Raw genomic sequence first — 20,763 nt, 5'->3', positions numbered from 1 at the left:
CGAGGAGGTTCCATGAAGAAGTCCCGCTTTACCGACAGCCAGATCATCGCCGTGCTCAAGCAGGCCCAGGCCGGTGCGCCCGTGCCGGAGCTGTGCCGCGAGCACGGCATCAGCTCGGCCACGTTCTACAAGTGGCGCAGCAAGTTCGGCGGCATGGACGTGTCCATGGTCGCGCGCATGAAGGAGCTGGAGGAGGAGAACCGCCGGCTCAAGAAGATGTACGCCGAGGCGCAGCTCAGTACCGACCTGCTGAAGGAAGCGCTCGCAAAAAAATGGTGAGGCCATCTCAGCGACGCGAGATGGCCCAATCGGCAGTCACGAGCGGGCGTACGAACATCCGCCACGCCTGCCAGGCCTTCGCGGTGAGCCAGACCTGCTTCCGCTACCAGGCCAAGGCCAGCGAGCAGAACGCCCGGATCGCCGACTGGCTGGTCCGCCTGACGACCGCCCATCGCGACTGGGGCTTTGGCCTGTGCTACCTGTACCTGCGCAACGTGAAGGGCTTTGGCTGGAATCACAAGCGGGTCTACCGGATCTACCGCGAGCTGGAGTTGAACCTGCGGATCAAGCCGAGGAAGCGGCTGGTGCGTGAGCGGCCCGAGCCTCTGGCGGTGCCGGAGGCTATCAACCAGGTCTGGTCGATGGACTTCATGCACGACCAGTTGGCCGACGGCCGCAGCTTCCGGCTGTTCAATGTGCTCGACGACTTCAATCGCGAGGGGCTGGGGATCGAGGTGGATCTGTCGCTGCCGTCAGCCCGTGTGATCCGATCGCTGGAGCAGATCATCGAGTGGCGCGGCAAGCCCGCCGTGATCCGCTGCGACAACGGCCCTGAATACATCAGTGGCGCGTTGCTGTCCTGGGCGCAGCGGCATGGTATCCGGGTCGAGCACATCCAGCCGGGCAAGCCACAGCAGAACGCCTACGTTGAACGCTACAACCGCACCATCCGCTACGCCTGGCTCGCCCAAACCCTGTTCGACACCATCGACCAGGTGCAGGACAAAGCCACCCGCTGGCTATGGACGTACAACCACGAGCGTCCGAATATGGCGCTCGGCGGCATCACGCCTGCCATGAAGTTGGCGATGGCCGCTTAGCTCCACTTCTGGCGACCGCTAGAAGTGGGGGGATTACCCTATCAGTAGCCGGAGTTGTATGGATTGGCTGGCACGGTATCAGATGGGGTGTAGGTTGGTTGCGGAGCGGGCTGGCGGTAGGTACTTTGCGCCTTGTACGGATCCACTGTGCCAGCCTGGCCGGTGTAGGGGTTGACGTTCCCGCGTGTCGAATAGTTATCGAGCGTCGTGCTGTTGGCGGCGCTGCGATAGTGGGACTGCACGTAGGTGCCGTTGGCGCGATAGTAGCCTTTGACATGTGTCTGGGCTGACACTGCAACAGATGCGAGCAGTGCGAGTACCGCAAAAGTGATTTTTGCCTTTTTCATGAGTATCTCGATATTTTTTGCTTGATACATCGTTAGCGTCACGACGGGAGCCAACTTGACGGACTGATCGCCTTCAGTTGAAGCTTCAGTGCGCTCCTCGGCGGTAATCAGTAACCATTTCGGTCGTTACATCCTTGGGATAACACAGAGGGGAATAACCGCCGCCACGGCTATACGCGCTACGACGGCCGCAGCTGCTCCCATTGCTGGCTGTGTTGTAGGGACAGGGGCAGTTCCCGGGATACGACCTGATCGATTCGCTAATCAGCACAGCCCTTACCTGAGTGTCTGACAGCGTTGGCGCTGGCTTTTTGGCAAGCACTGCTGGTGCACCGGTCATAGCAAGCACAAGCAACAGAATACGAAGTTTCATTGGCTCAACCTGTTTCGCACGTAGCGTGCAAAGCAGGACATGCAAGGACTATTCCCGAGTCCGAGCGTGTGCAGAATTTTGTGTAACCGTGGTTTGGGTTACCGCTGAGGAAGTCGCCCCTCGAACTGGATCGTAAAGCGGTTCAGCGCAGCCTTCCAGTCGCGGATCGGCAGCGTCCATTTCTTGGTGATGTTGCGCAGAGCCAGGTAGAACAGTTTCATCAAGGCTTCGTCGCTGGGGAACGCGCCGCGGTTCTTGGTCAGCTTGCGCAGGCTCATGTTGACCGACTCGATGGCGTTGGTCGTATAGATCACCTTGCGGATCTCCGGTGGGTAGTCGAAGAACGGGATCAGTCGTGACCAATTGCGCCGCCATGACTGGCTGATGGGCGGGTACTGGGCGTCCCACTTGGCCTCGAACTCGGTCAGTGCCTGCTCGGCCTCCTCGACGGTGGCGCAGGCGTAAATGCGCTTGAGATCGGCGGCAACCTCGGCGCGGCGTTTCCACGAGACGTAGTTCAGGCTGTGCCGCACCATGTGCACGATGCACAGCTGCACGGTGGTCTGCGGGAACACCGCCTCGATCGCCTCGGGAAACCCCTTCAGGCCATCGACGCAGGCAATGAAGATGTCCTGCACCCCGCGGTTGGAGCGTGTGCAGAATTTTGTGTAACCGTGGTTTGGGTTACCGCTGAGGAAGTCGCCCCTCGAACTGGATCGTAAAGCGGTTCAGCGCAGCCTTCCAGTCGCGGATCGGCAGCGTCCATTTCTTGGTGATGTTGCGCAGAGCCAGGTAGAACAGTTTCATCAAGGCTTCGTCGCTGGGGAACGCGCCGCGGTTCTTGGTCAGCTTGCGCAGGCTCATGTTGACCGACTCGATGGCGTTGGTCGTATAGATCACCTTGCGGATCTCCGGTGGGTAGTCGAAGAACGGGATCAGTCGTGACCAATTGCGCCGCCATGACTGGCTGATGGGCGGGTACTGGGCGTCCCACTTGGCCTCGAACTCGGTCAGTGCCTGCTCGGCCTCCTCGACGGTGGCGCAGGCGTAAATGCGCTTGAGATCGGCGGCAACCTCGGCGCGGCGTTTCCACGAGACGTAGTTCAGGCTGTGCCGCACCATGTGCACGATGCACAGCTGCACGGTGGTCTGCGGGAACACCGCCTCGATCGCCTCGGGAAACCCCTTCAGGCCATCGACGCAGGCAATGAAGATGTCCTGCACCCCGCGGTTGCGTAGCTCCGTCACGACTTGCAGCCAAAACTTGGCACCCTCGGCCTGCGCCAGCCATAGGCCCAGCACTTCCTTCTCGCCGCCCATGGTGATGCCGATGGCCAGGTACACCGCCTTGACCCGCACCGCGCCCTCGCGCACTTTGACGTGGATGCAGTCCAGATAGACGATCGGATAGACCGGATCCAGTGGCCGCGCCTGCCACGCCTTGACCTCCTCGACGACCGCATCGGTGACTGAGGAAATCAGACTCGGCGACACCTCGGTGCCGTACATCTCCTCCAGGTGCGACTGGATCTCGCGCACGGTCATGCCGCGCGCGTACAACGACAAGATCTTGTCATCGAAGCCGGCCCAGCGGGTCTGGTGCTTGGGGATCAGCTGTGGCGCGAAGCTGCCGTGGCGATCACGCGGAATCTCGATCGGCAGCTCGCCGAACTCGCCCTTGAGCGTCTTGCGGCTGCGTCCGTTGCGCGTGTTGCCGGCCGCGTTGGCGACCGGCTCATGCTTGTCATGACCGAGGTGTTCGGTCATCTCCGCGTCCAGCGCCCGCTCCACCAACCGCTTGGTCAGCTGCTTGAGCAGGCCGTTCTCGCCGATCAGATCCTCGGGTTTGGTGTAGTTGACCAACAGGCTGCTAAGCAGCTCGTCGGGTACCTCATGTGTGCGTGGGCTCATGGTGTCTCCGGGTTAGGTGGCAGTCTCCTGCCTGTGGCCCGGTTACACAAAATCTAGGACACGCCCCGCGGTTGCGTAGCTCCGTCACGACTTGCAGCCAAAACTTGGCACCCTCGGCCTGCGCCAGCCATAGGCCCAGCACTTCCTTCTCGCCGCCCATGGTGATGCCGATGGCCAGGTACACCGCCTTGACCCGCACCGCGCCCTCGCGCACTTTGACGTGGATGCAGTCCAGATAGACGATCGGATAGACCGGATCCAGTGGCCGCGCCTGCCACGCCTTGACCTCCTCGACGACCGCATCGGTGACTGAGGAAATCAGACTCGGCGACACCTCGGTGCCGTACATCTCCTCCAGGTGCGACTGGATCTCGCGCACGGTCATGCCGCGCGCGTACAACGACAAGATCTTGTCATCGAAGCCGGCCCAGCGGGTCTGGTGCTTGGGGATCAGCTGTGGCGCGAAGCTGCCGTGGCGATCACGCGGAATCTCGATCGGCAGCTCGCCGAACTCGCCCTTGAGCGTCTTGCGGCTGCGTCCGTTGCGCGTGTTGCCGGCCGCGTTGGCGACCGGCTCATGCTTGTCATGACCGAGGTGTTCGGTCATCTCCGCGTCCAGCGCCCGCTCCACCAACCGCTTGGTCAGCTGCTTGAGCAGGCCGTTCTCGCCGATCAGATCCTCGGGTTTGGTGTAGTTGACCAACAGGCTGCTAAGCAGCTCGTCGGGTACCTCATGTGTGCGTGGGCTCATGGTGTCTCCGGGTTAGGTGGCAGTCTCCTGCCTGTGGCCCGGTTACACAAAATCTAGGACACGCCCCCTGGTCAAAAACACCGCGCAGGTGCTGACGCTCTTTGCGCTGTCGAACCTGTGGCTGAAGCGGAAGCAGTTGATGCCTGCCGTTGGGAAGTTGTGCCTGTAATGGGGAGAACGCCCCGAGAATGCGCTGGAAACAGCGAAAAACCGAAGGTGTGAGCGTAGTCAGCGCTACCGATGCGGGTCGACGCATCCTCTGGCCGCATTGATCAGACCATCCCTAACGGACGCGCTTCGGAAAGCCTGGTTCCAATGCGCCGCAACAGCGTGTTACCGGGCAGCTCGATGACGCGATACATCAGCCATGCCAGCAAGAAAACCACCAAGGTGATCAGCGCGGCCATGGCCGGGGTATGCGCCTGGTCGCCCAGTAATTTCATGGCGACATAGATCACCGGAATATTTAGCAGATACATCGAGAAGCTGAACTCGCCGCACATCATGATCGGCCGATAGCCGAACAGCAGCTTGCTCAGCGGTGTATCGAAGGAGAACATGAACACGAAGATGCCCGAGAACAACGCGCCTTCCAGATAGTTGTAGAACTCGCGCTTGCTGCCGAATTCCACCGGCAGGATACTTGCGATGACCAAGCCGATAACGATCAGCGTCAGGCCTTGCAGCAACGCAAGCGTGCGCATACCCTTGTCGGACCAGGCTTGATTGCGGAACAACCCGAACAGCACGCCCGAGAAGAAGTACTGCATCTTGGAGCCGACAAAGGTGCCGGGCAGTTGGTCGCGGTAGGAGATCAGCAGAAAAATCGCGGTCAGGACGATTGCAAGCACGGAGGCGTTGCCTTGGTTTCTGAATTTCCACAGTGCGAACCACAGGACCACGAACACCGCGTAGAACTGCACCTCCGGTGGAATGCTCCACAGCGCGGACACGTTGCCGGAGAACAACAGGTGACGCAGCAAGTTGTGATGGGTGATCGCGTAGACGAACGATGGGTCGATCAGGTTGTAGATCAGGTAGGAGCCGATCACGACAAACAGATAGGCCGGAGCGATCCGCGAAAAACGCGAGATGCCATAGCGCACCACGGAAGAGTAGTCGAATTGCTTGTGGCCGTAGAGAAAGGCCATCAGGAATCCGCTCAGGGTGAAAAACACCATGACGCCCACTTCGCCCGGATACAGATGGCTACGCGAGAAGAATCCGTCTTCCGCAAGATGCGAATAGACCACTAGCAACGCGGCCAGTCCGCGAATTCCGGTGAGCGCATCGATGCGCTGTGCGGAGTTCATCGATCGTTCCTGCGGATCGTGAGCTGCGGGAAACAGGGGTTGCGTGACATATGAGGGAATTTGTCTTCAACGGCCGGGGGTGAGCTTACCCCATGAGTGCGCTTGCATGGGGGGCGGCAGGGAATCGCTAAGCGTCATGGACTGCTGCATGGCGCCTCCCTAGGCCGCCGAGGCGGCGGTGTCGGCGTCGTCCTCGTCGCCGTTGTCCACGTCCGCGATGATGAGTTCATCGAGGTCCACCGTGAAGCTGTGGGGCAGATCGCCCGGACTGCTGGGCGACAGAAGCCCCCAGGTCAGCGGGCCGCCGGCGCCATTCAAGTTGTCTTCCAACACACTGAGGCAGTCACGGCGCGCTTCCTCGGGATCGCCATGGTAGTGCGCGGCGATGAACGGATTATCGGCGAAGTGGGCCGCGATGAAGGTCCGGAAACGTTCGTCGCCGGCGGCGGTGAAACCATGGATTTGCTGATAGTTCGACATGCGGATTACTCCTAGCTGTGAGTGACGCTTGGCTGGTGCGGGATCAGGACAGCGACCGGGTGTCCCGCGCTGCCTTGACCAACGTGGAAACCGCTTTGGCAGGCACCAAGTCGCCGGCGTTGATGCGCTCGCACAGCGCGTCGATGTCGCTCTCGGTGATGCGCGGACCGGCGTCGGTCAGAATGGAATCGATGTCAGCCGGCAGCGCGTCGTGCCGCTGAAGCAGGCGAAGGCCTGCGAGGATGGCGGCGAGTTCGATCGGCTCGATGTTCATTGCTTTTTCTTCTGAGAGAGGGCGACGAGTTCGTTGTAGTGCGCCAAAGCGGCATCTACGGCCGCGATGTCTTCGTGCTGGCCGGTGTGGTCGTCCATGTAGTCTCGGGCGATCATCAGTGCGGCCGCCAGGTTGCCGGCAGTAGCCGCCAGCGCTTCCGGTCCCTGCACCTGCTGGGTGAACCAGGCGTGGAACGCGGCTTCGTTGAATTGGGAGCCCTGCGCCTGGATCGCGCGGCTTCGGGCGGTGTCGTACTTGGCCATGAGTTCCGCGACGATGGCAGGCACTTCGGCAGGCTTGACGTTCATGCTTCGCTCTTGTGGTGGCTGCGGGTGGGCGACCAATCCGCAGTTTTCTTGTGGCCAAATTATATCATATTGGCTAACGAAAGTGGCGAAGCGCGGCGCGAAATGATGTTTTCGCGCTCGCACATTCAGCCAATAGCAAGGTTAATAATAGGAGCTGTAATTCTTGGGCCTGCCGTCCCACTTGGACAGGTTGCGGTGGTGGCCGGCGCCACTACTCAGGACGTGCAAATAGGCGGCGCGGTGCATGCGCGGCATGGCGCCAGCCTTGAAGACACCGGGGCGAGGCACGGCGGTGCCGGCCATGGCCTTCTCGCCGGCCTCGGTCTTCTCGGCCTCGATCTCGCACACCACGGCGGAGCGTGCGGACGGTACGCGCGTGACTTCGTAGAAGTGCACGTTCGTCTGCTCGTAGCCGTAGGTTTCATACACGATGTCACCCACCGCCAAGCCGTGGCCGGTTTCGCGGCGCTCTCGCTTGGCGTTCTCATTCGCGGTCTGCCGCTCGATGTAGCTGGTCAGGTGCCTATCGCGCTGCTCGGCCGTGGTGAATGCCAGGTTGAGAGCGGCGCGGATCTGCCGACCCTTGTAGGCCAGCAGGGCGTAGCGCACGCCGCTGACGTAGCAGTAGGCGACAACGCCGGCCTGCGGGAACTCGCGGGCCTCGGCGTTGGCGGGGATATAGCGGGTCTTCTTCAAGCGGTTCATGGTGCGGATCTCCGGTCGGATCGTGATGACGGGCGCGAGGGTGCTGGTCACCAGGTCGTCAGCGTCGAAGATGCTCATGCCTGCACCTCGACCAGCTCGATGCGGCGCGAGGGATGACGGCTGATCGTGCCCATGAGGGTCTCGCATTGCTGGCGGCTCATCGGATAGCGGGTCAGACGCAGGCGCTCGCCGCTGTGCTTGCTGACGGCCTCGATGTGGAAGAGAGGACCGCGCTCGATGTAGACACGGGCATCGGCGCGATAGGTCATCACGTCGTAACCACCGTTTGCCAGCACGTACACGCGGCACCACCACCCGGCCCGCACTTCCTGCACGTTGTCCCGGCGCGCAGCCACCCCGTTGAACATGCCCAGCAGCACGTCACCCGGCTTGATGTCCTTCGCGTCTATCCACATTGCTTTGCTAGATGCAGGAGCCGGCTTTTGATCTTGTGTATCGCGCTTCAGCGCGGACGTGTTTAGGTTCATTGGGACGCTCCTTTTGCTGTTGTGGGGGGAGTTGGACATTGCTTCGCTGAGTGCCTTTCGCCGTGTTGCCCGTAGGTCGGCCGGGTCAAGCGGGTGTCCAGGGAGAGACGGGAAGCCGCAGCCCGGAGCGCAGCGCAGGGACCGGGTGAGCGGATCAGCGAAGCGGTGCCCTGGATGCGCGCGCAGCGCCCGGACTACCGTTCAGGGCAGGCGAAAGGGGCTCAGCGATGCAGCACGCCACCGGCGACGCTTGGGAGCGGTCCCGTGGACCGTGTGCGCGTCGCGTCAGCGACGGGCAGGTAGAGCCGTTCCGGCGAGCCGCAGGCGCGGTTCTGCGGCCGTGTGCGGCCGCCGCTGGTGATCGCCTCGGTGATCGAGCTGGTGGCCGTTCTGCAGGGCAGGGCGGCCGCACTGGCCGGCGTGCGATCGGCACGCTGAAACTGTCTTGCGCGCGAGCGCGGAACGTGTGGCGCGCCAGCGCTGCAACTGTCTTGCGTGGCGGGTGCGAGGACGCCCGCCCCCAGCTTGCCCACCGCTTCCCCCGGACCCTCCGATACGGAGGTCTCCGGGCCCCGGGGGGCGGCGCTGCGCACCGGCCGTGGACAAGCCGGGGACGGCCTGGCGGCGGTGCCATCAAAAGCGGGTTTGCAGGGGGAGGGTGAGGGCGGCTCCCTGCCGGCGGCGGGAGCGTTGTCCTCGGCGCTGAAGCCGCGCGTGCGCGGGTGAAGCGTTGTCCGTAGGGGGTTCCCCCCTACACCCCGGAGCGGGCACCTGGTCGTCGGCGCTGGCGACGACGTTGGTGACACATGCCGACCGGCACGTTGGCGACAGGCCTCGATCTGGCCAACCGCCAGGCTGTCGCCAATCCTTGGTCACGGATCTCGCCGGCGACGCCTGCTTGGTCGTCACCAAGGCGCACCAGCGCCGCCGGCGCTGTCCACATATCCACGGTCTGCGCAGGGGCCTTCTATGGCACCCGCAGCGAGGCGGTGGGTATGTGGGCAGTCGCCAATTTCAGCCGCCACGGCAGGCGCGGCGCCGCTCACCGCTCCTTACTGAGACGGTGACGACAAATTCACGATGGAACAAGCAGATTTGTCGGTAAGCGGCGCGGCGCGCCTGCTAAATTCCTTTGCAGGGCAATGCCTTGCTTCGCTCTGCCAGTATTGCGCCAGGCTTCGTCTTCTTGGTGACACTTCCATATCGAAAATTACATTTTTGTAGCCAACATAGTACAGTGTGGCCATGTAGCGCGGCAGTTTGGGGATGCAGATTTATGCATGTTGGTTCGCGTTTCGCGCAGTGAGGGTAAGCCGCCGAGCACTACCGGCGTTCCTTGCTGTTCGCCGGACCCGAAAGGGATTGAAGCCCGAAGGGCCGAAACCGGCACAGCCGGGTTCGGTTTACGAAAGCCCGTCCCCATCCCCTGCCCGCAGGTCGGGGGATGGGGTGAGCCAGCCAGCTCGTTCTCTGAGCGGACCATGGAACCGAAATGATGCAAATAGATTACCAATATGCGGTGCTTTGGCAGTAGGATAGGAAAATTTTAAGATGAACGACCGAGACCGAGATCGCGACCGCCTCATGGGAGCCGCCCTACCACCCGTTTACCCACCCTGCACCCTGTCTAATTCTATTTTGGAGAGTGATCTAGAGTTGGCCGCCCAATATAATATTGTGAATCACATCAAGGTATTTGAAACGCCGAGCGGTTTTTACGTCACTGCAAAATTTGCAGATAGAAAGGGTGGTTTTCTTAAACAGATCAAACCTATGGGGGTACCAGAGGCTTACTACGTTCTAGCGCAACTTCTTGGCGAGCGCGACAAGGAGTGGTATTTGACCACTCGGAGGAATCGCGACAGACCGAGAATGTTTAAGGACTTGAAACGTCTCAACGATCTATTGTTGGAGAAAGATCCGTTGGACGGATTTACTCTGCTCCGCAACCAGGGATTACCGGGCGAGGCTCGACCGATGGCGGTTGTTGGGGATATGCCGGCCAACGCCAAACTGGCAAAAAGCTGAAGCCAATATGTCATAACTGTATTTACTAATATATGTTATTCTGGTCTCCAGACCCAACGATGGAGGCCATATGTTGCTGGAGTTCATGGATCTTGCGCAGCAGTGCGCACCGACCGTCGCGCCGCAGACGATGGCAGCGCTGGTGCAAGTCGAGTCGGGTTTCAACCCGTATGCGATTGGCGTGGTTGACGGGCGACTAGCCCGTCAACCCGTAAATCTTGAGGAAGCCGTCGCCACTGCGCAGCAATTGGAAGCGGGCGGCTGGAACTTTTCACTGGGCATCGCCCAGGTCAATCGGCGCAACCTTCCGAAGTACAAGTTGACATATGCGCAGGCGTTCGACGCCTGCGCCAATCTGCGTGCGGGATCGAAGATCCTGCAAGACTGCTACGCGCGTGCGTCGGCCAAGCTGACCAGCGAGAAAGACCCGCTGCACGCGGCGTTCTCTTGCTACTACTCCGGTAATTTCTCGCGCGGCTTCCGGCCCGACAAGGCGGGCCAGCCGAGCTACGTGCAGAAGGTACTCGCGAGCGCCAGGGTGGTGCCGAAGGCGATACAGGTCGTGCCGGCGATCGGCGCGCGCACGTCGCCGCCGGCCCACCTTCCGGCCGCTGAGCCGGCGCGGTAATCCCCCCGCCCATTAGCAGACGCCAGAAGTGGAATTTTCTCGTCCCCTTTCCCGAGGAGGTTCCATGAAGAAGTCCCGCTTTACCGACAGCCAGATCATCGCCGTGCTCAAGCAGGCCCAGGCCGGTGCGCCCGTGCCGGAGCTGTGCCGCGAGCACGGCATCAGCTCGGCCACGTTCTACAAGTGGCGCAGCAAGTTCGGCGGCATGGACGTGTCCATGGTCGCGCGCATGAAGGAGCTGGAGGAGGAGAACCGCCGGCTCAAGAAGATGTACGCCGAGGCGCAGCTCAGTACCGACCTGCTGAAGGAAGCGCTCGCAAAAAAATGGTGAGGCCATCTCAGCGACGCGAGATGGCCCAATCGGCAGTCACGAGCGGGCGTACGAACATCCGCCACGCCTGCCAGGCCTTCGCGGTGAGCCAGACCTGCTTCCGCTACCAGGCCAAGGCCAGCGAGCAGAACGCCCGGATCGCCGACTGGCTGGTCCGCCTGACGACCGCCCATCGCGACTGGGGCTTTGGCCTGTGCTACCTGTACCTGCGCAACGTGAAGGGCTTTGGCTGGAATCACAAGCGGGTCTACCGGATCTACCGCGAGCTGGAGTTGAACCTGCGGATCAAGCCGAGGAAGCGGCTGGTGCGTGAGCGGCCCGAGCCTCTGGCGGTGCCGGAGGCTATCAACCAGGTCTGGTCGATGGACTTCATGCACGACCAGTTGGCCGACGGCCGCAGCTTCCGGCTGTTCAATGTGCTCGACGACTTCAATCGCGAGGGGCTGGGGATCGAGGTGGATCTGTCGCTGCCGTCAGCCCGTGTGATCCGATCGCTGGAGCAGATCATCGAGTGGCGCGGCAAGCCCGCCGTGATCCGCTGCGACAACGGCCCTGAATACATCAGTGGCGCGTTGCTGTCCTGGGCGCAGCGGCATGGTATCCGGGTCGAGCACATCCAGCCGGGCAAGCCACAGCAGAACGCCTACGTTGAACGCTACAACCGCACCATCCGCTACGCCTGGCTCGCCCAAACCCTGTTCGACACCATCGACCAGGTGCAGGACAAAGCCACCCGCTGGCTATGGACGTACAACCACGAGCGTCCGAATATGGCGCTCGGCGGCATCACGCCTGCCATGAAGTTGGCGATGGCCGCTTAGCTCCACTTCTGGCGACCGCTAAAAGTGGGGGGATTACCCTTGAGCAGGCCGTTCTCGCCGATCAGATCCTCGGGTTTGGTGTAGTTGACCAACAGGCTGCTAAGCAGCTCGTCGGGTACCTCATGTGTGCGTGGGCTCATGGTGTCTCCGGGTTAGGTGGCAGTCTCCTGCCTGTGGCCCGGTTACACAAAATCTAGGACACGCCCCATGCGCCGGCCCCAGCGGTGCGGGCGGGCTTGCGGGTGCGCGGCAGGCCGGGCAGTTTGAGCTGCGCCCGATCGCTGGGCAGGATCTTCGGGGCAGTGGCCACCGCCGCGCCGGCCGGCTTCTTGGCGGGCGCACGCTTGGCGGGTTTGCCCTCGCGTTGGAGCTTGGCCAACTCCTTGAGCGCGGCCGGCCGGCCGCGTCGGTAGACCTTGGGCGCGCGCACGTAGTTGGCCGGCAGCACCTCGAACACGGTCACGCCCAGCGCCAGCAGCTGGGCAGCGGCGGTGTCCAGGCTGGCAAACACGCGCGGGGTGCCGCGCTGGCCGGTCAGTTGCTTCTCGACCTGGCCCACCCGCACCATCACGGTATAGCCGCCGACCTGGCCGACCAGCTGCACGGTGCGCAGCACCCCGGCACTGGCCAGGGCGGACAGGGTGGTGATGGAAATGGGGGATGTCATGATCGACCTATCAAACTTCGATGTTTGATGCTCGATCATTTGACCCTGCCGTGCAAGCACTATCGGCGCGAGGGCGGAGGCGCACATAACGCGAGATTGCACGCAGTGGCGCGATGCCGGCAGCTGCCAAGGTTCTTGCCTGTCAGGGCGCAATAGCATTTGCTTGGCCGAGCGGTAAGCAAATGCTATTGCGCAGGTGTCACGTAGGCGTTACAGTATTCACATCTGGATATATACGGAGCCTAGGGTCACCTAGGTGTTCAGACGCCGCCACGGGTTCCAGGCTATTGCCGGTTGATGGGAGCAATCCCTAAGGGCTTCCGCGAAACCCCCCGAAAGGGGGGTTTGCTTTTTCTACCGCTTCGGCGGCCGGCGCACCGGCTTGCCGGTGGCGCGGTTGAGTAACAACCGCCAGCCCTTGATGCGATCCTCCTTCTTGAATTTGTAGGGATCGTTGTCGGCGTCCTCATCCCGCACGTAGGCGCTTTCGACGTAGATCCGCACCGCGCCCACGCCGCGCGTGGTGACGTTGAAGTACACCTCGTACTGCACGCCTGGTGGGTAACCGGGAATCAGTTGCTGCAACTCCATCGTCAGGAAGTTGTCGCCATTGGTAAACAGGCAAGGGCGCTGATCGAGCGTGCGCATGATGTCGGGCAAGAGCACTGAAGCCGCATAACGTGCAGGATGGAAGCAGCGCCAGATGCGGCGCCCGTCGATGACCAGATCATCGTGGCTTGCGCGAAAGACCAGCGCCGGCCCTTTCTTGGGCGGCCCCTTGCTGACGCAGTGCGAGCTAAATTCCACCTGCACAGACACCGTTACCGGCGCCTGGTTAGGCGCTTGGACGGCGACCTGGTAGTTGAACGGTTGCAGATGCGTCAGGGAAAACTGAGCACCTTCAATCGCGATGTACCCCTTGGCCAAGTGGTCGGGCCAATACTTCTCCTTCATCGATGTATCTCCCTCGTCACCGGTCAGCTGCTGCTACAGTCGCTAGCATGCGGGTACCCGTGAGAGGGGACAATATTTGACGGTGGAAGATTGCGCGCAGTGGCGTGTCGCCGGCACCTCCTCGATGCCGGCACCTGTCGCCGGCACAAAAAAGCCCCGCAGGAGCGGGGCTGGATAACCGGACCGGCGCCGATGATTACTACGTTTTCAGCCACCACAAGCCCATGAAAAGGGTAAGCAGTACCACGACGATGGTTGCGGCCCTTATGCGGTACTGGACCGGGGTCACCAGGCCAAGCGTGACAGCGTGGCGCGATACGATGAGGTTGACCACGGAAACGAGAATACACGCGGCCGTGAGGTACACCAAAACGGAATATAGATTCATGTCAGCTCCTGCTTCGCAGCCAGTAGGGAAGTTTCATGGTGTCGTTCCTCGTTATTTCTGGGGCTTGGGGTCCATCACGTCATCCATCAATCCGTAACCAGCGCGGAATGCGGCGCGCCCTAAGCCGGCCAGCAGCAGCACGCTAGCGGCTAACCCCAGGGCAAGTGTGGTGATGCTCATTGATGCAATCTCCAAGTCAGACAGCGGGGGGTGCGCTGGCCTGGCGGTTGCGCCAGTTCGTCAGCGTGGTGCGTGCGATCACACGCCCGGTTAAGGGGCCAAGCACTGCAAACAGCACCGCGAATGGCACGCGGCTCACTGACCACTCGCCTGTAGTCACCATCGGATAGACCAACGGCAGTGGTGCTAGCCAGCAGCCTCCGGCGGCAAACATGCCGTTAACCAATGCCACCACGGGGTGCCGCAAGATGCTGGGGCGCCTCAGTTGCACGATAGATCTCCGAAAGGGCACGGTGTGCAATGGTTGTGCACACGCCGAATATAGTCCTGAGCATGCAAGCATGCTTGCATGCATTTAGGCTTTGGCTTTGCGCGCTCGGGTAGTCTTCGCTGCCGGCGACTTGCTTATGGCTTTCTTCGCTGGCGCCTTCTTCTTGTCGGCATGCAGATCCAGCCACGCACCGAGAGCGGCACGTGAGCGGCGCTGCTCGTCCGCCAAGGCGACACCCTTCTCGGTGGCCAGCTTCTGGGCGTAGGCCAGTTGCTTGTCGCTCGGCGGCAGGTTGCCGTAGGTATCGCTATGGGCGCCTAGGAATGCCTGCACGGCCGTGTGCGAGCTGTCCGCATTCGCCGGCAGCGGCACACCCAGCGCCACGGCGATGGCCTGGGCATAGCGTAGCTGGCCCTCGCTGGGCGCGCGGGTGGCGGCCGCTTTGGCGGCATCCACGCGCACGGCCTCGATGATGCGGGTGACGTTCGCCGCGACCTTGCTGACGAACTCGTCGCGCGCCTCCACCGGCACCTGGCCACGACGGATTTGAGGGTCGGCAGGGATTCGTGTAAAAAACAGCCAAAAGTGAGCTAACTCACTGACAGTGAGAGGTTTATTACACGAATCTCTGCCGACCCTCGTCCTGAGTAGCGGAAGGGGGGGGGGGGACGTCGAAAGCTTGTCCTATGCCGATTTGGACGATGACGGGGTTCAGCCGACATACGTGTAAAAATGACTCGCAGAATCCAATTTCTTTTGTGAAAACATGAAGTTGCCAGATAAAAACGGCGCTTCCATCGCTCATCCACTACCTCGTCCCTTTCGAGGTTCGGCTCGCTGCAACTGTCTTGCGGCACTGTGCGAGACCAGTGGTCGCAGGGTGGGTAATAGACGGATGCCGCCTGCTTCACAGCAGAGCACGCAAGGAATATTCGGCAGTACACGCTGCCGGGATTGAGGGCCGGCAGGAATCTGCGAAAAAATTCTTTACTAACAGCAAGTTATCTCACTTTTGGCTGTTTTTTGCACGAATCCCTGCCAACCCTGGTCTACATCCTTGACGGGATGCTGGCCAACCGGTCCGACATCCAGCCGGACACCGTACACGGCGACACCCAGGCGCAGAGCTTCCCGGTGTTCGGGCTGGCGCACCTGCTGGGCATCAACCTCATGCCGCGCAAGGACCTGGTGTTTTCCCGTCCCGAGCCGGGTCGGACCTACGAGAACATCCAGGCGCTATTCGGCGACAGCGTCGACTGGAAACTCATCGAGACCCACGTGCACGACATGCTGCGGGTCGCCATCTCGATCAAACTTGGCAAGATCACCGCTTCCACCATCCTGCGCCGGCTCGGCACCTACAGCCGCAAGAACAAGGTGTACTGGGCGTTTCGCGAACTGGGCAAGGCGGTACGCACACTGTTCCTGTTGCGCTACATCGACGATGTCGAAGTGCGCAAGACCATCCATGCCGCCACCAACAAGAGCGAGGAGTTCAACGGCTTCGTCAAATGGGCCTTCTTCGGCGGGGAAGGGATCATCGCCGAGAACGTCCAGCACGAACAGCGCAAGATCGTGCGTTACAACCAGTTGGTGGCCAACCTGGTCATCCTGCACAACGTGGAGCAGATGACCCGCGTGCTGGCCGAACTGCGGGAGGAGGGCTCAAACATCAGCCCGGACGTGCTGGCTGGCCTGTCGCCGTATCGGACCAGCCATATCAACCGGTTCGGTGACTACACCTTGGACCTCAAGCGGCAGGTCGAGCCAATCGATTTTTCGCGGAGAATTCTTGCGGCGACAACGCGTTAGGACGCAATCGGCTGTTTTTTACCGGGCGAATTCCTGCTTGCCCATCGCGGTCAAAAACGCATAGCCGCAATAATTACATCCTGGAAACAGGAGGACTAGAGTGGCCGCTCAACCACCACCTCGGGTATCTCATGATCATGCCTTCGCGCCTTTTGCGTCTATCGCTCGGTGTCAGCGTCTGTGTGGCCGCAACCAGCGTAGCAGCGCAAGCCATCGCTCCCCAAACAACCGCATCCTCCGCAACCGAGGTCAGTGCGCAACAGCAGGATCCCGCACCCACTGCGAGCTTCGAACAGTGGCTGGCCGACTTCCGCCAACGTGCGCTTGCCGCCGGCATTGAAGCCACCACGCTGGATAACGCATTGGCTGGTGTCACACCCGATCCATCGGTGCATGAACTGGATCAGCAGCAACCCGAATTCACCCAGTATCTGTGGGACTATCTCGACGCGCGTGTCACACCTTCGGCCATCCAGGAAGGACAGCAGCTGCTGATCAGCCAGCACGCCCTCTTCCAGAAGTTGCGGCAGCACTACGGTGTGGATCCGGGCATCCTGACCGCCATCTGGAGCATGGAAAGCGGGTACGGCAAGCAGATCGGGGACTTTTATGTCATTCGCTCGCTGGCGACACTGGCCCATGAGGGGCGGCGCACCACATATGGCAACACGCAGCTGCTTGCGGCCCTGCAGATCCTGCAGACAGAAAAAAACATTGATCGCTCGCAACTGGTGGGTTCGTGGGCCGGCGCCATGGGACAGACGCAATTCATTCCGAGCACCTATCGCGACTACGCCGTCGATGAGGATGGCGACCAGAAGCGGGATGTCTGGAATTCCAAGGCGGACGCTTTGGGCTCTGCGGCGAATTATCTCAAGCAGAACAATTGGACCAGCGCTGTTCCCTGGGGCCAGGAAGTCCAGCTGTCAGCCGGCTTCGACTACGCGCAGGCCGACCTGACGATCAAGAAGACCGTCGCCGAATGGCAGCGCCTGGGCGTGGCGCCCCGCAAGCCGATTGCGCCCGCACTGGCGCAGCAGTTGGCATCGGTGTTGTTGCCCACCGGATACCGCGGCCCGGCATTCCTGGTGTTCGATAATTTCCGCAGCATTCTGCGCTACAACAATTCCACCGCCTATGCACTGGCGGTCGGCTTGCTGGCAGATGGCTATGCGGGCAGGGCCGGGGTCGAGCAATCCTGGCCCAAAGACGATCCGCCGCTCAATAGCACGGCCCAGATCACCGAGCTGCAGCAGAGGCTGGCCGACAAGGGATTCGACGTGGGCGGCGTCGACGGTGTGCTGGGCGCGCGTACTCGCCAGGGAATCCGTGCGTTCCAGCGTAGCCAGCAATTGCCGCAGGACGGTTACGCCAGTACGTCGCTGCTGGCGCGGCTGCGGGCCGCCTGATCGGGGATATCCCTCACCTTGGCTATGCTTCAAAATATTAAATGTTAACCAACAACGAGGAATTAAGCATGCTAAGAAAATCAATAATTTGCGCTAGAATAGCGTCATTTCTCGCTGCAACAGCATTCGGATTCCTTCTTTTATCGATATCGACCACAAGCCAGGCAGACGATTTGGGGGCAGTTTCTGTGCTTGGTAACATTCAACCCGCAAATCCTACAGATAATCAGGTGCGGAGCGCACACCAGCAGCAAGCTTTGGGTAAATGCAAACAACAGTTTGTAAATTCCAGCTCTGCATATTTAGCGAGTTGGGCCGTTACTGCAGGGGGGAAGCATCCTGATTACTGGAATATTAATAGCGTCTGGATTTGCACAAGTCGCTAAGGAAGGTCTGAACAACGATGCCTGACAGGGTGGAAGGTGGCGTCGTTCCGACGAGTGGCTTTTGGAACTTCGGAATTTCGCCATTTCTAGCGTTTTCCGTGGGAATTTCCGGGTTACAGGCGCACGCTCCCCATCGCAGGCAGTAACTGCTTTCGCTTCATCCACAGGTTTGACAGCGCAAACAAGGTCAGCACCTGTGCCGTGTTCTTGGCCAGACCGCGATAGCGAACCTTGGTGTAGCCAAACTGAGGGTCGGCAGGGATTCGTGTAAAAAACAGCCAAAAGTGAGCTAACTTGCTGTCAGAAAAGAAATTTTTCACAACTTCCTGCCGGCCCTCCAGACGGGTCCAGGACCTCCTTCATGTCTGCGCCTCGCCCCCGGTCGTCGAGGGTTGCCAGGATCCCCCGAAGTTGTGTGCTGCCGTGCGGATTCGGCAAGGAGTGGAGGGACCAGAGATCTTTTAGTCTTGGGCGACCATCTTTTCTATAAACAGGTATGCCTAATGGATCCCATTCGTCCGCGCACGCCAAGTCCTGCCCACGAACTTCTGGCCGGACCCCAGCCGGATAGGGTTCAGCCGCAGCCGACTGCAGATCGTGGGGGGGCTCCGCCTGCTGGCAGCCCCCTGGATGGCTTGCCCGCTCGACGGACGATGTCCCGAACCCGTCTCCCGTCTCCCCCTGCACCCTTGCCTGCGTTCTCAGCGGGCAGTTTCAGCGATCTGCTCCGTCAGTTCGATCCGTCGCTTCTTGATACATCGCTTTTTGATTCGATGTCTGCCTTCGGCGCGCCTCATACAGAGGCTGCCTCAGGAGAGGGGGATGAGGTGCAATCGGGTCTGCGTGCAGCCGATGACCCGCAAGCCACCGTGCAGGTCGCTGTGACGGCCGCGCGACCGCCGCGCGCCAAGCCGGTGCCGCGACGGCGTGCTGCGCACACCTCTGACGCTTCGCCGGCCGGGCAGGTCGATCTATGCACGCTCGGCTACAGCCAGCAGCAGCAAGAGAAGATCAAACTGAAGGCTCGTTCGACAGTAGCACAGCACCACGAGGCACTGATCGGCCATGGGTTTACACGTGCGCAAATCGTTGCGCTCAGCCAACACCCGGCAGCCTTAGGGACCGTCGCTGTCAAGTACCAGGTCATGATCGCGGCGTTGCCGGAGGCGACACACGAAGACATCGTTGGCGTCGGCAAACAGTGGTCCGGCGCACGCGCCCTGGAAGCATTGCTCACGGTGTCGGGAGAGTTGAGAGGTCCACCGTTACAGTTGGACACAGGTCAACTTCTCAAGATTGCAAAACGTGGCGGCGTGACCGCGGTGGAGGCAGTACATGCATGGCGCAATGCACTGACGGGCGCTCCCCTGAACCTGACCCCGGACCAGGTGGTGGCCATCGCCAGCAATATTGGCGGCAAGCAGGCGCTTGAGACGGTGCAGCGGCTGTTGCCGGTGCTGTGCGAGCAACATGGCCTGACCCCGGACCAGGTGGTGGCCATCGCCAGCAATGGCGGCGGCAAGCAGGCGCTTGAGACGGTGCAGCGGCTGTTGCCGGTGCTGTGCGAGCAACATGGCCTGACCCCGGACCAGGTGGTGGCCATCGCCAGCAATATTGGCGGCAAGCAGGCGCTGGAGACGGTGCAGCGGCTGTTGCCGGTGCTGTGCGAGCAACATGGCCTGACCCCGGAGCAGGTGGTGGCCATCGCCAGCCACGATGGCGGCAAGCAGGCGCTGGAGACGGTGCAGCGGCTGTTGCCGGTGCTATGCCAGGCCCATGGCCTGACCCCGGAGCAGGTGGTGGCCATCGCCAGCCACGATGGCGGCAAGCAGGCGCTGGAGACGGTGCAGCGGCTGTTGCCGGTGCTGTGCGAGCAACATGGCCTGACCCCGGCCCAGGTGGTGGCCATCGCCAGCAATGGCGGCGGCAAGCAGGCGCTGGAGAGCATTTTTGCCCAGTTATCTCGCCCTGATCAGGCGTTGGCCGCGTTGACCAACGACCACCTCGTCGCCTTGGCCTGCCTCGGCGGGCGTCCTGCGCTGGAGGCAGTGAAAAAGGGATTGCCGCACGCGCCGACCTTGATCAAAAGAACCAATCGCCGTCTTCCCGAACGCACGTCCCATCGCGTTGCCGACCACGCGCAAGTGGCTCGCGTGCTGGGTTTTTTCCAGTGCCACTCCCATCCAGCGCAAGCATTTGATGAAGCCATGACGCAGTTCGGGATGAGCAGGCACGGGTTGTTACAGCTATTTCGCAGAGTGGGCGTCACCGAACTCGAGGCCCGCAGTGGAACGCTCCCCCCAGCCCCGCAGCGTTGGCACCGTATCCTCCAGGCATCAGGGATGAAAAGGGCCGAACCGTCCGGTGCTTCGGCTCAAACGCCGGACCAGGCGTCTTTGCATGCATTCGCCGATGCGCTGGAGCGTGAGCTGGATGCGCCCAGCCCAATAGACCGGGCGGGCCAGGCGCTGGCAAGCAGCAGCCGTAAACGGTCCCGATCGGAGAGTTCTGTCACCGGCTCCTTCGCACAGCAAGCTGTCGAGGTGCGCGTTCCCGAACAGCACGAGGGGCTGCATTTCCCCCCCCTAAGCTGGGGTGTAAAACGCCCGCGTACCAGGATCGGAGGAGGCCTCCCGGATCCTGGTACGCCCATGGATGCCGATCTGGCAGCGTCCAGCACCATGATCTGGGAACAAGATGCGGCCCCCTTCGTAGGGGAGGCGGATGATTTCCCGGCATTCAACGAAGAGGAGATGGCATGGTTGATGGAGCTGTTTCCTCAGTGAGGCCCAGTCGGGAACGACCTGAGGGTCGGCAGAGATTCGTGTAATAAACCTC

Annotated in this window: 19 protein-coding genes and 7 pseudogenes; 8 read left to right on the top strand and 18 right to left on the bottom strand. The window is 61.3% G+C overall.

Annotated features, from left to right (window positions below):
• Positions 1–12 precede the first annotated feature (12 nt).
• A protein-coding gene (locus ACCQ00_RS22245; RefSeq protein WP_099770635.1) for an IS3-like element ISXac2 family transposase occupies positions 13–1,100 on the top strand; the annotation gives its coding sequence in 2 pieces (ribosomal slippage) (positions 13–265 and positions 265–1,100; 1,089 coding nt in all).
• Between the two features lie 41 nt (positions 1,101–1,141).
• Here ACCQ00_RS22245 and ACCQ00_RS22240 read toward each other — a convergent pair.
• From ACCQ00_RS22240 to ACCQ00_RS22220, 5 genes and pseudogenes are all read right to left on the bottom strand, one after another.
• The gene (locus ACCQ00_RS22240) at positions 1,142–1,447 is read right to left on the bottom strand and encodes a hypothetical protein (protein ID WP_052761675.1); all 306 of its coding nucleotides are present in this window, start codon (positions 1,445–1,447) and stop codon (positions 1,142–1,144) included.
• An 85-nt stretch (positions 1,448–1,532) separates the two neighbouring features.
• Positions 1,533–1,820 carry a hypothetical protein gene (locus ACCQ00_RS22235; protein ID WP_080576246.1) on the bottom strand — a complete coding sequence of 96 codons (288 nt, stop codon included), beginning with the start codon at positions 1,818–1,820 and terminating at the stop codon, positions 1,533–1,535.
• Positions 1,821–1,918: 98 nt separating this feature from the next.
• Positions 1,919–2,467 (bottom strand): annotated as a pseudogene (locus ACCQ00_RS22230) (IS256-like element ISXax1 family transposase); the annotation flags it as partial.
• A gap of 37 nt (positions 2,468–2,504) precedes the next feature.
• Entirely contained in the window at positions 2,505–3,731 is a 1,227-nt protein-coding gene (locus tag ACCQ00_RS22225; protein ID WP_011345585.1) for an IS256-like element ISXax1 family transposase, read from the bottom strand.
• Between the two features lie 37 nt (positions 3,732–3,768).
• Positions 3,769–4,482, bottom strand: a pseudogene (locus ACCQ00_RS22220) (IS256 family transposase); the annotation flags it as partial.
• A 40-nt stretch (positions 4,483–4,522) separates the two neighbouring features.
• On the opposite strand from ACCQ00_RS22220, the pseudogene ACCQ00_RS22215 reads away from it, so the two are divergent.
• Positions 4,523–4,651, top strand: a pseudogene (locus tag ACCQ00_RS22215) (IS5/IS1182 family transposase); the annotation flags it as partial.
• A gap of 103 nt (positions 4,652–4,754) precedes the next feature.
• Here the strand turns inward: ACCQ00_RS22215 and ACCQ00_RS22210 are convergent.
• From ACCQ00_RS22210 to ACCQ00_RS22185, 6 genes are all read right to left on the bottom strand, one after another.
• Positions 4,755–5,795, bottom strand: a complete 1,041-nt coding sequence (locus tag ACCQ00_RS22210; RefSeq protein ID WP_039573995.1) for an acyltransferase family protein — start codon at positions 5,793–5,795, stop codon at positions 4,755–4,757.
• Between the two features lie 159 nt (positions 5,796–5,954).
• On the bottom strand, positions 5,955–6,275 hold the full coding sequence (locus ACCQ00_RS22205; protein ID WP_007968840.1) for a hypothetical protein: 321 nt from the start codon (positions 6,273–6,275) through the stop codon (positions 5,955–5,957).
• A 43-nt stretch (positions 6,276–6,318) separates the two neighbouring features.
• Positions 6,319–6,549 (bottom strand): hypothetical protein, encoded by a 231-nt coding sequence (locus ACCQ00_RS22200; RefSeq protein WP_039573988.1) that lies wholly within the window; start codon positions 6,547–6,549, stop codon positions 6,319–6,321.
• Entirely contained in the window at positions 6,546–6,857 is a 312-nt protein-coding gene (locus ACCQ00_RS22195) for a hypothetical protein (RefSeq protein ID WP_039573986.1), read from the bottom strand. Before ACCQ00_RS22195 ends, ACCQ00_RS22200 begins: the two co-directional genes overlap by 4 nt.
• 141 nt (positions 6,858–6,998) lie before the next feature.
• Positions 6,999–7,640, bottom strand: a complete 642-nt coding sequence (locus ACCQ00_RS22190; RefSeq protein WP_039583376.1) for a hypothetical protein — start codon at positions 7,638–7,640, stop codon at positions 6,999–7,001.
• Positions 7,637–8,050, bottom strand: a complete 414-nt coding sequence (locus ACCQ00_RS22185) for a hypothetical protein (RefSeq protein WP_226982528.1) — start codon at positions 8,048–8,050, stop codon at positions 7,637–7,639. The genes ACCQ00_RS22190 and ACCQ00_RS22185 overlap by 4 nt, the downstream gene beginning before the upstream one ends.
• Positions 8,051–9,601: 1,551 nt before the next feature.
• Between ACCQ00_RS22185 and ACCQ00_RS22180 the strand changes: the two genes are divergently transcribed.
• The 3 genes and pseudogenes from ACCQ00_RS22180 (at position 9,602) to ACCQ00_RS22170 (ending at position 11,858) form a co-directional block, all read left to right on the top strand.
• Positions 9,602–10,078, top strand: coding sequence for a hypothetical protein (locus ACCQ00_RS22180; protein ID WP_039575298.1), 477 nt, complete (start codon positions 9,602–9,604; stop codon positions 10,076–10,078).
• A gap of 73 nt (positions 10,079–10,151) precedes the next feature.
• Positions 10,152–10,703 (top strand): annotated as a pseudogene (locus ACCQ00_RS22175) (lytic transglycosylase domain-containing protein); the annotation flags it as partial.
• Positions 10,704–10,770: 67 nt separating this feature from the next.
• A protein-coding gene (locus tag ACCQ00_RS22170; protein WP_099770635.1) for an IS3-like element ISXac2 family transposase occupies positions 10,771–11,858 on the top strand; the annotation gives its coding sequence in 2 pieces (ribosomal slippage) (positions 10,771–11,023 and positions 11,023–11,858; 1,089 coding nt in all).
• Here the strand turns inward: ACCQ00_RS22170 and ACCQ00_RS22165 are convergent.
• From ACCQ00_RS22165 to ACCQ00_RS22140, 6 genes are all read right to left on the bottom strand, one after another.
• Positions 11,855–11,998 (bottom strand): hypothetical protein, encoded by a 144-nt coding sequence (locus tag ACCQ00_RS22165; RefSeq protein WP_372354156.1) that lies wholly within the window; start codon positions 11,996–11,998, stop codon positions 11,855–11,857. The two genes, ACCQ00_RS22170 and ACCQ00_RS22165, sit on opposite strands and share 4 nt — an antisense overlap.
• 53 nt (positions 11,999–12,051) lie before the next feature.
• A complete protein-coding gene (locus ACCQ00_RS22160) occupies positions 12,052–12,525 on the bottom strand; it encodes a ParC-related protein (RefSeq protein ID WP_039584270.1) in 474 nt (157 codons plus the stop codon).
• Between the two features lie 354 nt (positions 12,526–12,879).
• Positions 12,880–13,479: a YjaZ family protein gene (locus ACCQ00_RS22155; protein WP_039575722.1), complete on the bottom strand. Its 600-nt coding sequence runs from the start codon at positions 13,477–13,479 to the stop codon at positions 12,880–12,882.
• A 199-nt stretch (positions 13,480–13,678) separates the two neighbouring features.
• Positions 13,679–13,867, bottom strand: a complete 189-nt coding sequence (locus tag ACCQ00_RS22150) for a hypothetical protein (protein WP_039575724.1) — start codon at positions 13,865–13,867, stop codon at positions 13,679–13,681.
• Between the two features lie 51 nt (positions 13,868–13,918).
• On the bottom strand, positions 13,919–14,047 hold the full coding sequence (locus ACCQ00_RS22145) for a hypothetical protein (protein ID WP_256359326.1): 129 nt from the start codon (positions 14,045–14,047) through the stop codon (positions 13,919–13,921).
• A 355-nt stretch (positions 14,048–14,402) separates the two neighbouring features.
• Complete coding sequence (locus ACCQ00_RS22140; RefSeq protein WP_236493569.1) at positions 14,403–14,849, bottom strand: hypothetical protein; 447 nt, start codon at positions 14,847–14,849, stop codon at positions 14,403–14,405.
• Between the two features lie 516 nt (positions 14,850–15,365).
• On the opposite strand from ACCQ00_RS22140, the pseudogene ACCQ00_RS22135 reads away from it, so the two are divergent.
• Positions 15,366–16,130 (top strand): annotated as a pseudogene (locus ACCQ00_RS22135) (Tn3 family transposase); the annotation flags it as partial.
• Positions 16,131–16,261: 131 nt separating this feature from the next.
• Positions 16,262–17,539: a lytic murein transglycosylase gene (locus tag ACCQ00_RS22130; RefSeq protein ID WP_046736133.1), complete on the top strand. Its 1,278-nt coding sequence runs from the start codon at positions 16,262–16,264 to the stop codon at positions 17,537–17,539.
• 499 nt (positions 17,540–18,038) lie between these two features.
• Here the strand turns inward: ACCQ00_RS22130 and ACCQ00_RS22125 are convergent.
• A pseudogene (locus tag ACCQ00_RS22125) lies at positions 18,039–18,173 on the bottom strand (IS5-like element IS1646 family transposase); the annotation flags it as partial.
• Between the two features lie 255 nt (positions 18,174–18,428).
• On the opposite strand from ACCQ00_RS22125, the pseudogene ACCQ00_RS22120 reads away from it, so the two are divergent.
• Positions 18,429–19,970: pseudogene (locus ACCQ00_RS22120) on the top strand (type III secretion system effector avirulence protein AvrBs3); the annotation flags it as partial.
• Positions 19,971–20,763: the final 793 nt, after the last annotated feature.

The organism is Xanthomonas sp. NCPPB 3761, from assembly GCF_041475705.2.
Taxonomy (GTDB): Bacteria; Pseudomonadota; Gammaproteobacteria; order Xanthomonadales; family Xanthomonadaceae; genus Xanthomonas; species Xanthomonas phaseoli.
This window is presented reverse-complemented; position numbering and strand designations above follow the sequence as displayed.

Bases quoted from the DNA above. Each gene is read 5' to 3' on its own strand.
- ACCQ00_RS22195 (WP_039573986.1), bottom strand. From the start codon at position 6,857: ATGAACGTCAAGCCTGCCGAAGTGCCTGCCATCGTCGCGGAACTCATG.
- ACCQ00_RS22160 (WP_039584270.1), bottom strand. From the start codon at position 12,525: ATGACATCCCCCATTTCCATCACCACCCTGTCCGCCCTGGCCAGTGCC.
- ACCQ00_RS22190 (WP_039583376.1), bottom strand. From the start codon at position 7,640: ATGAGCATCTTCGACGCTGACGACCTGGTGACCAGCACCCTCGCGCCC.
- ACCQ00_RS22235 (WP_080576246.1), bottom strand. From the start codon at position 1,820: ATGAAACTTCGTATTCTGTTGCTTGTGCTTGCTATGACCGGTGCACCA.
- ACCQ00_RS22200 (WP_039573988.1), bottom strand. From the start codon at position 6,549: ATGAACATCGAGCCGATCGAACTCGCCGCCATCCTCGCAGGCCTTCGC.
- ACCQ00_RS22155 (WP_039575722.1), bottom strand. From the start codon at position 13,479: ATGAAGGAGAAGTATTGGCCCGACCACTTGGCCAAGGGGTACATCGCG.
- ACCQ00_RS22185 (WP_226982528.1), bottom strand. From the start codon at position 8,050: ATGAACCTAAACACGTCCGCGCTGAAGCGCGATACACAAGATCAAAAG.
- ACCQ00_RS22225 (WP_011345585.1), bottom strand. From the start codon at position 3,731: ATGAGCCCACGCACACATGAGGTACCCGACGAGCTGCTTAGCAGCCTG.
- ACCQ00_RS22240 (WP_052761675.1), bottom strand. From the start codon at position 1,447: ATGAAAAAGGCAAAAATCACTTTTGCGGTACTCGCACTGCTCGCATCT.
- ACCQ00_RS22130 (WP_046736133.1), top strand. From the start codon at position 16,262: ATGATCATGCCTTCGCGCCTTTTGCGTCTATCGCTCGGTGTCAGCGTC.
- ACCQ00_RS22145 (WP_256359326.1), bottom strand. From the start codon at position 14,047: ATGAGCATCACCACACTTGCCCTGGGGTTAGCCGCTAGCGTGCTGCTG.
- ACCQ00_RS22150 (WP_039575724.1), bottom strand. From the start codon at position 13,867: ATGAATCTATATTCCGTTTTGGTGTACCTCACGGCCGCGTGTATTCTC.
- ACCQ00_RS22210 (WP_039573995.1), bottom strand. From the start codon at position 5,795: ATGAACTCCGCACAGCGCATCGATGCGCTCACCGGAATTCGCGGACTG.
- ACCQ00_RS22165 (WP_372354156.1), bottom strand. From the start codon at position 11,998: ATGAGCCCACGCACACATGAGGTACCCGACGAGCTGCTTAGCAGCCTG.
- ACCQ00_RS22205 (WP_007968840.1), bottom strand. From the start codon at position 6,275: ATGTCGAACTATCAGCAAATCCATGGTTTCACCGCCGCCGGCGACGAA.
- ACCQ00_RS22180 (WP_039575298.1), top strand. From the start codon at position 9,602: ATGAACGACCGAGACCGAGATCGCGACCGCCTCATGGGAGCCGCCCTA.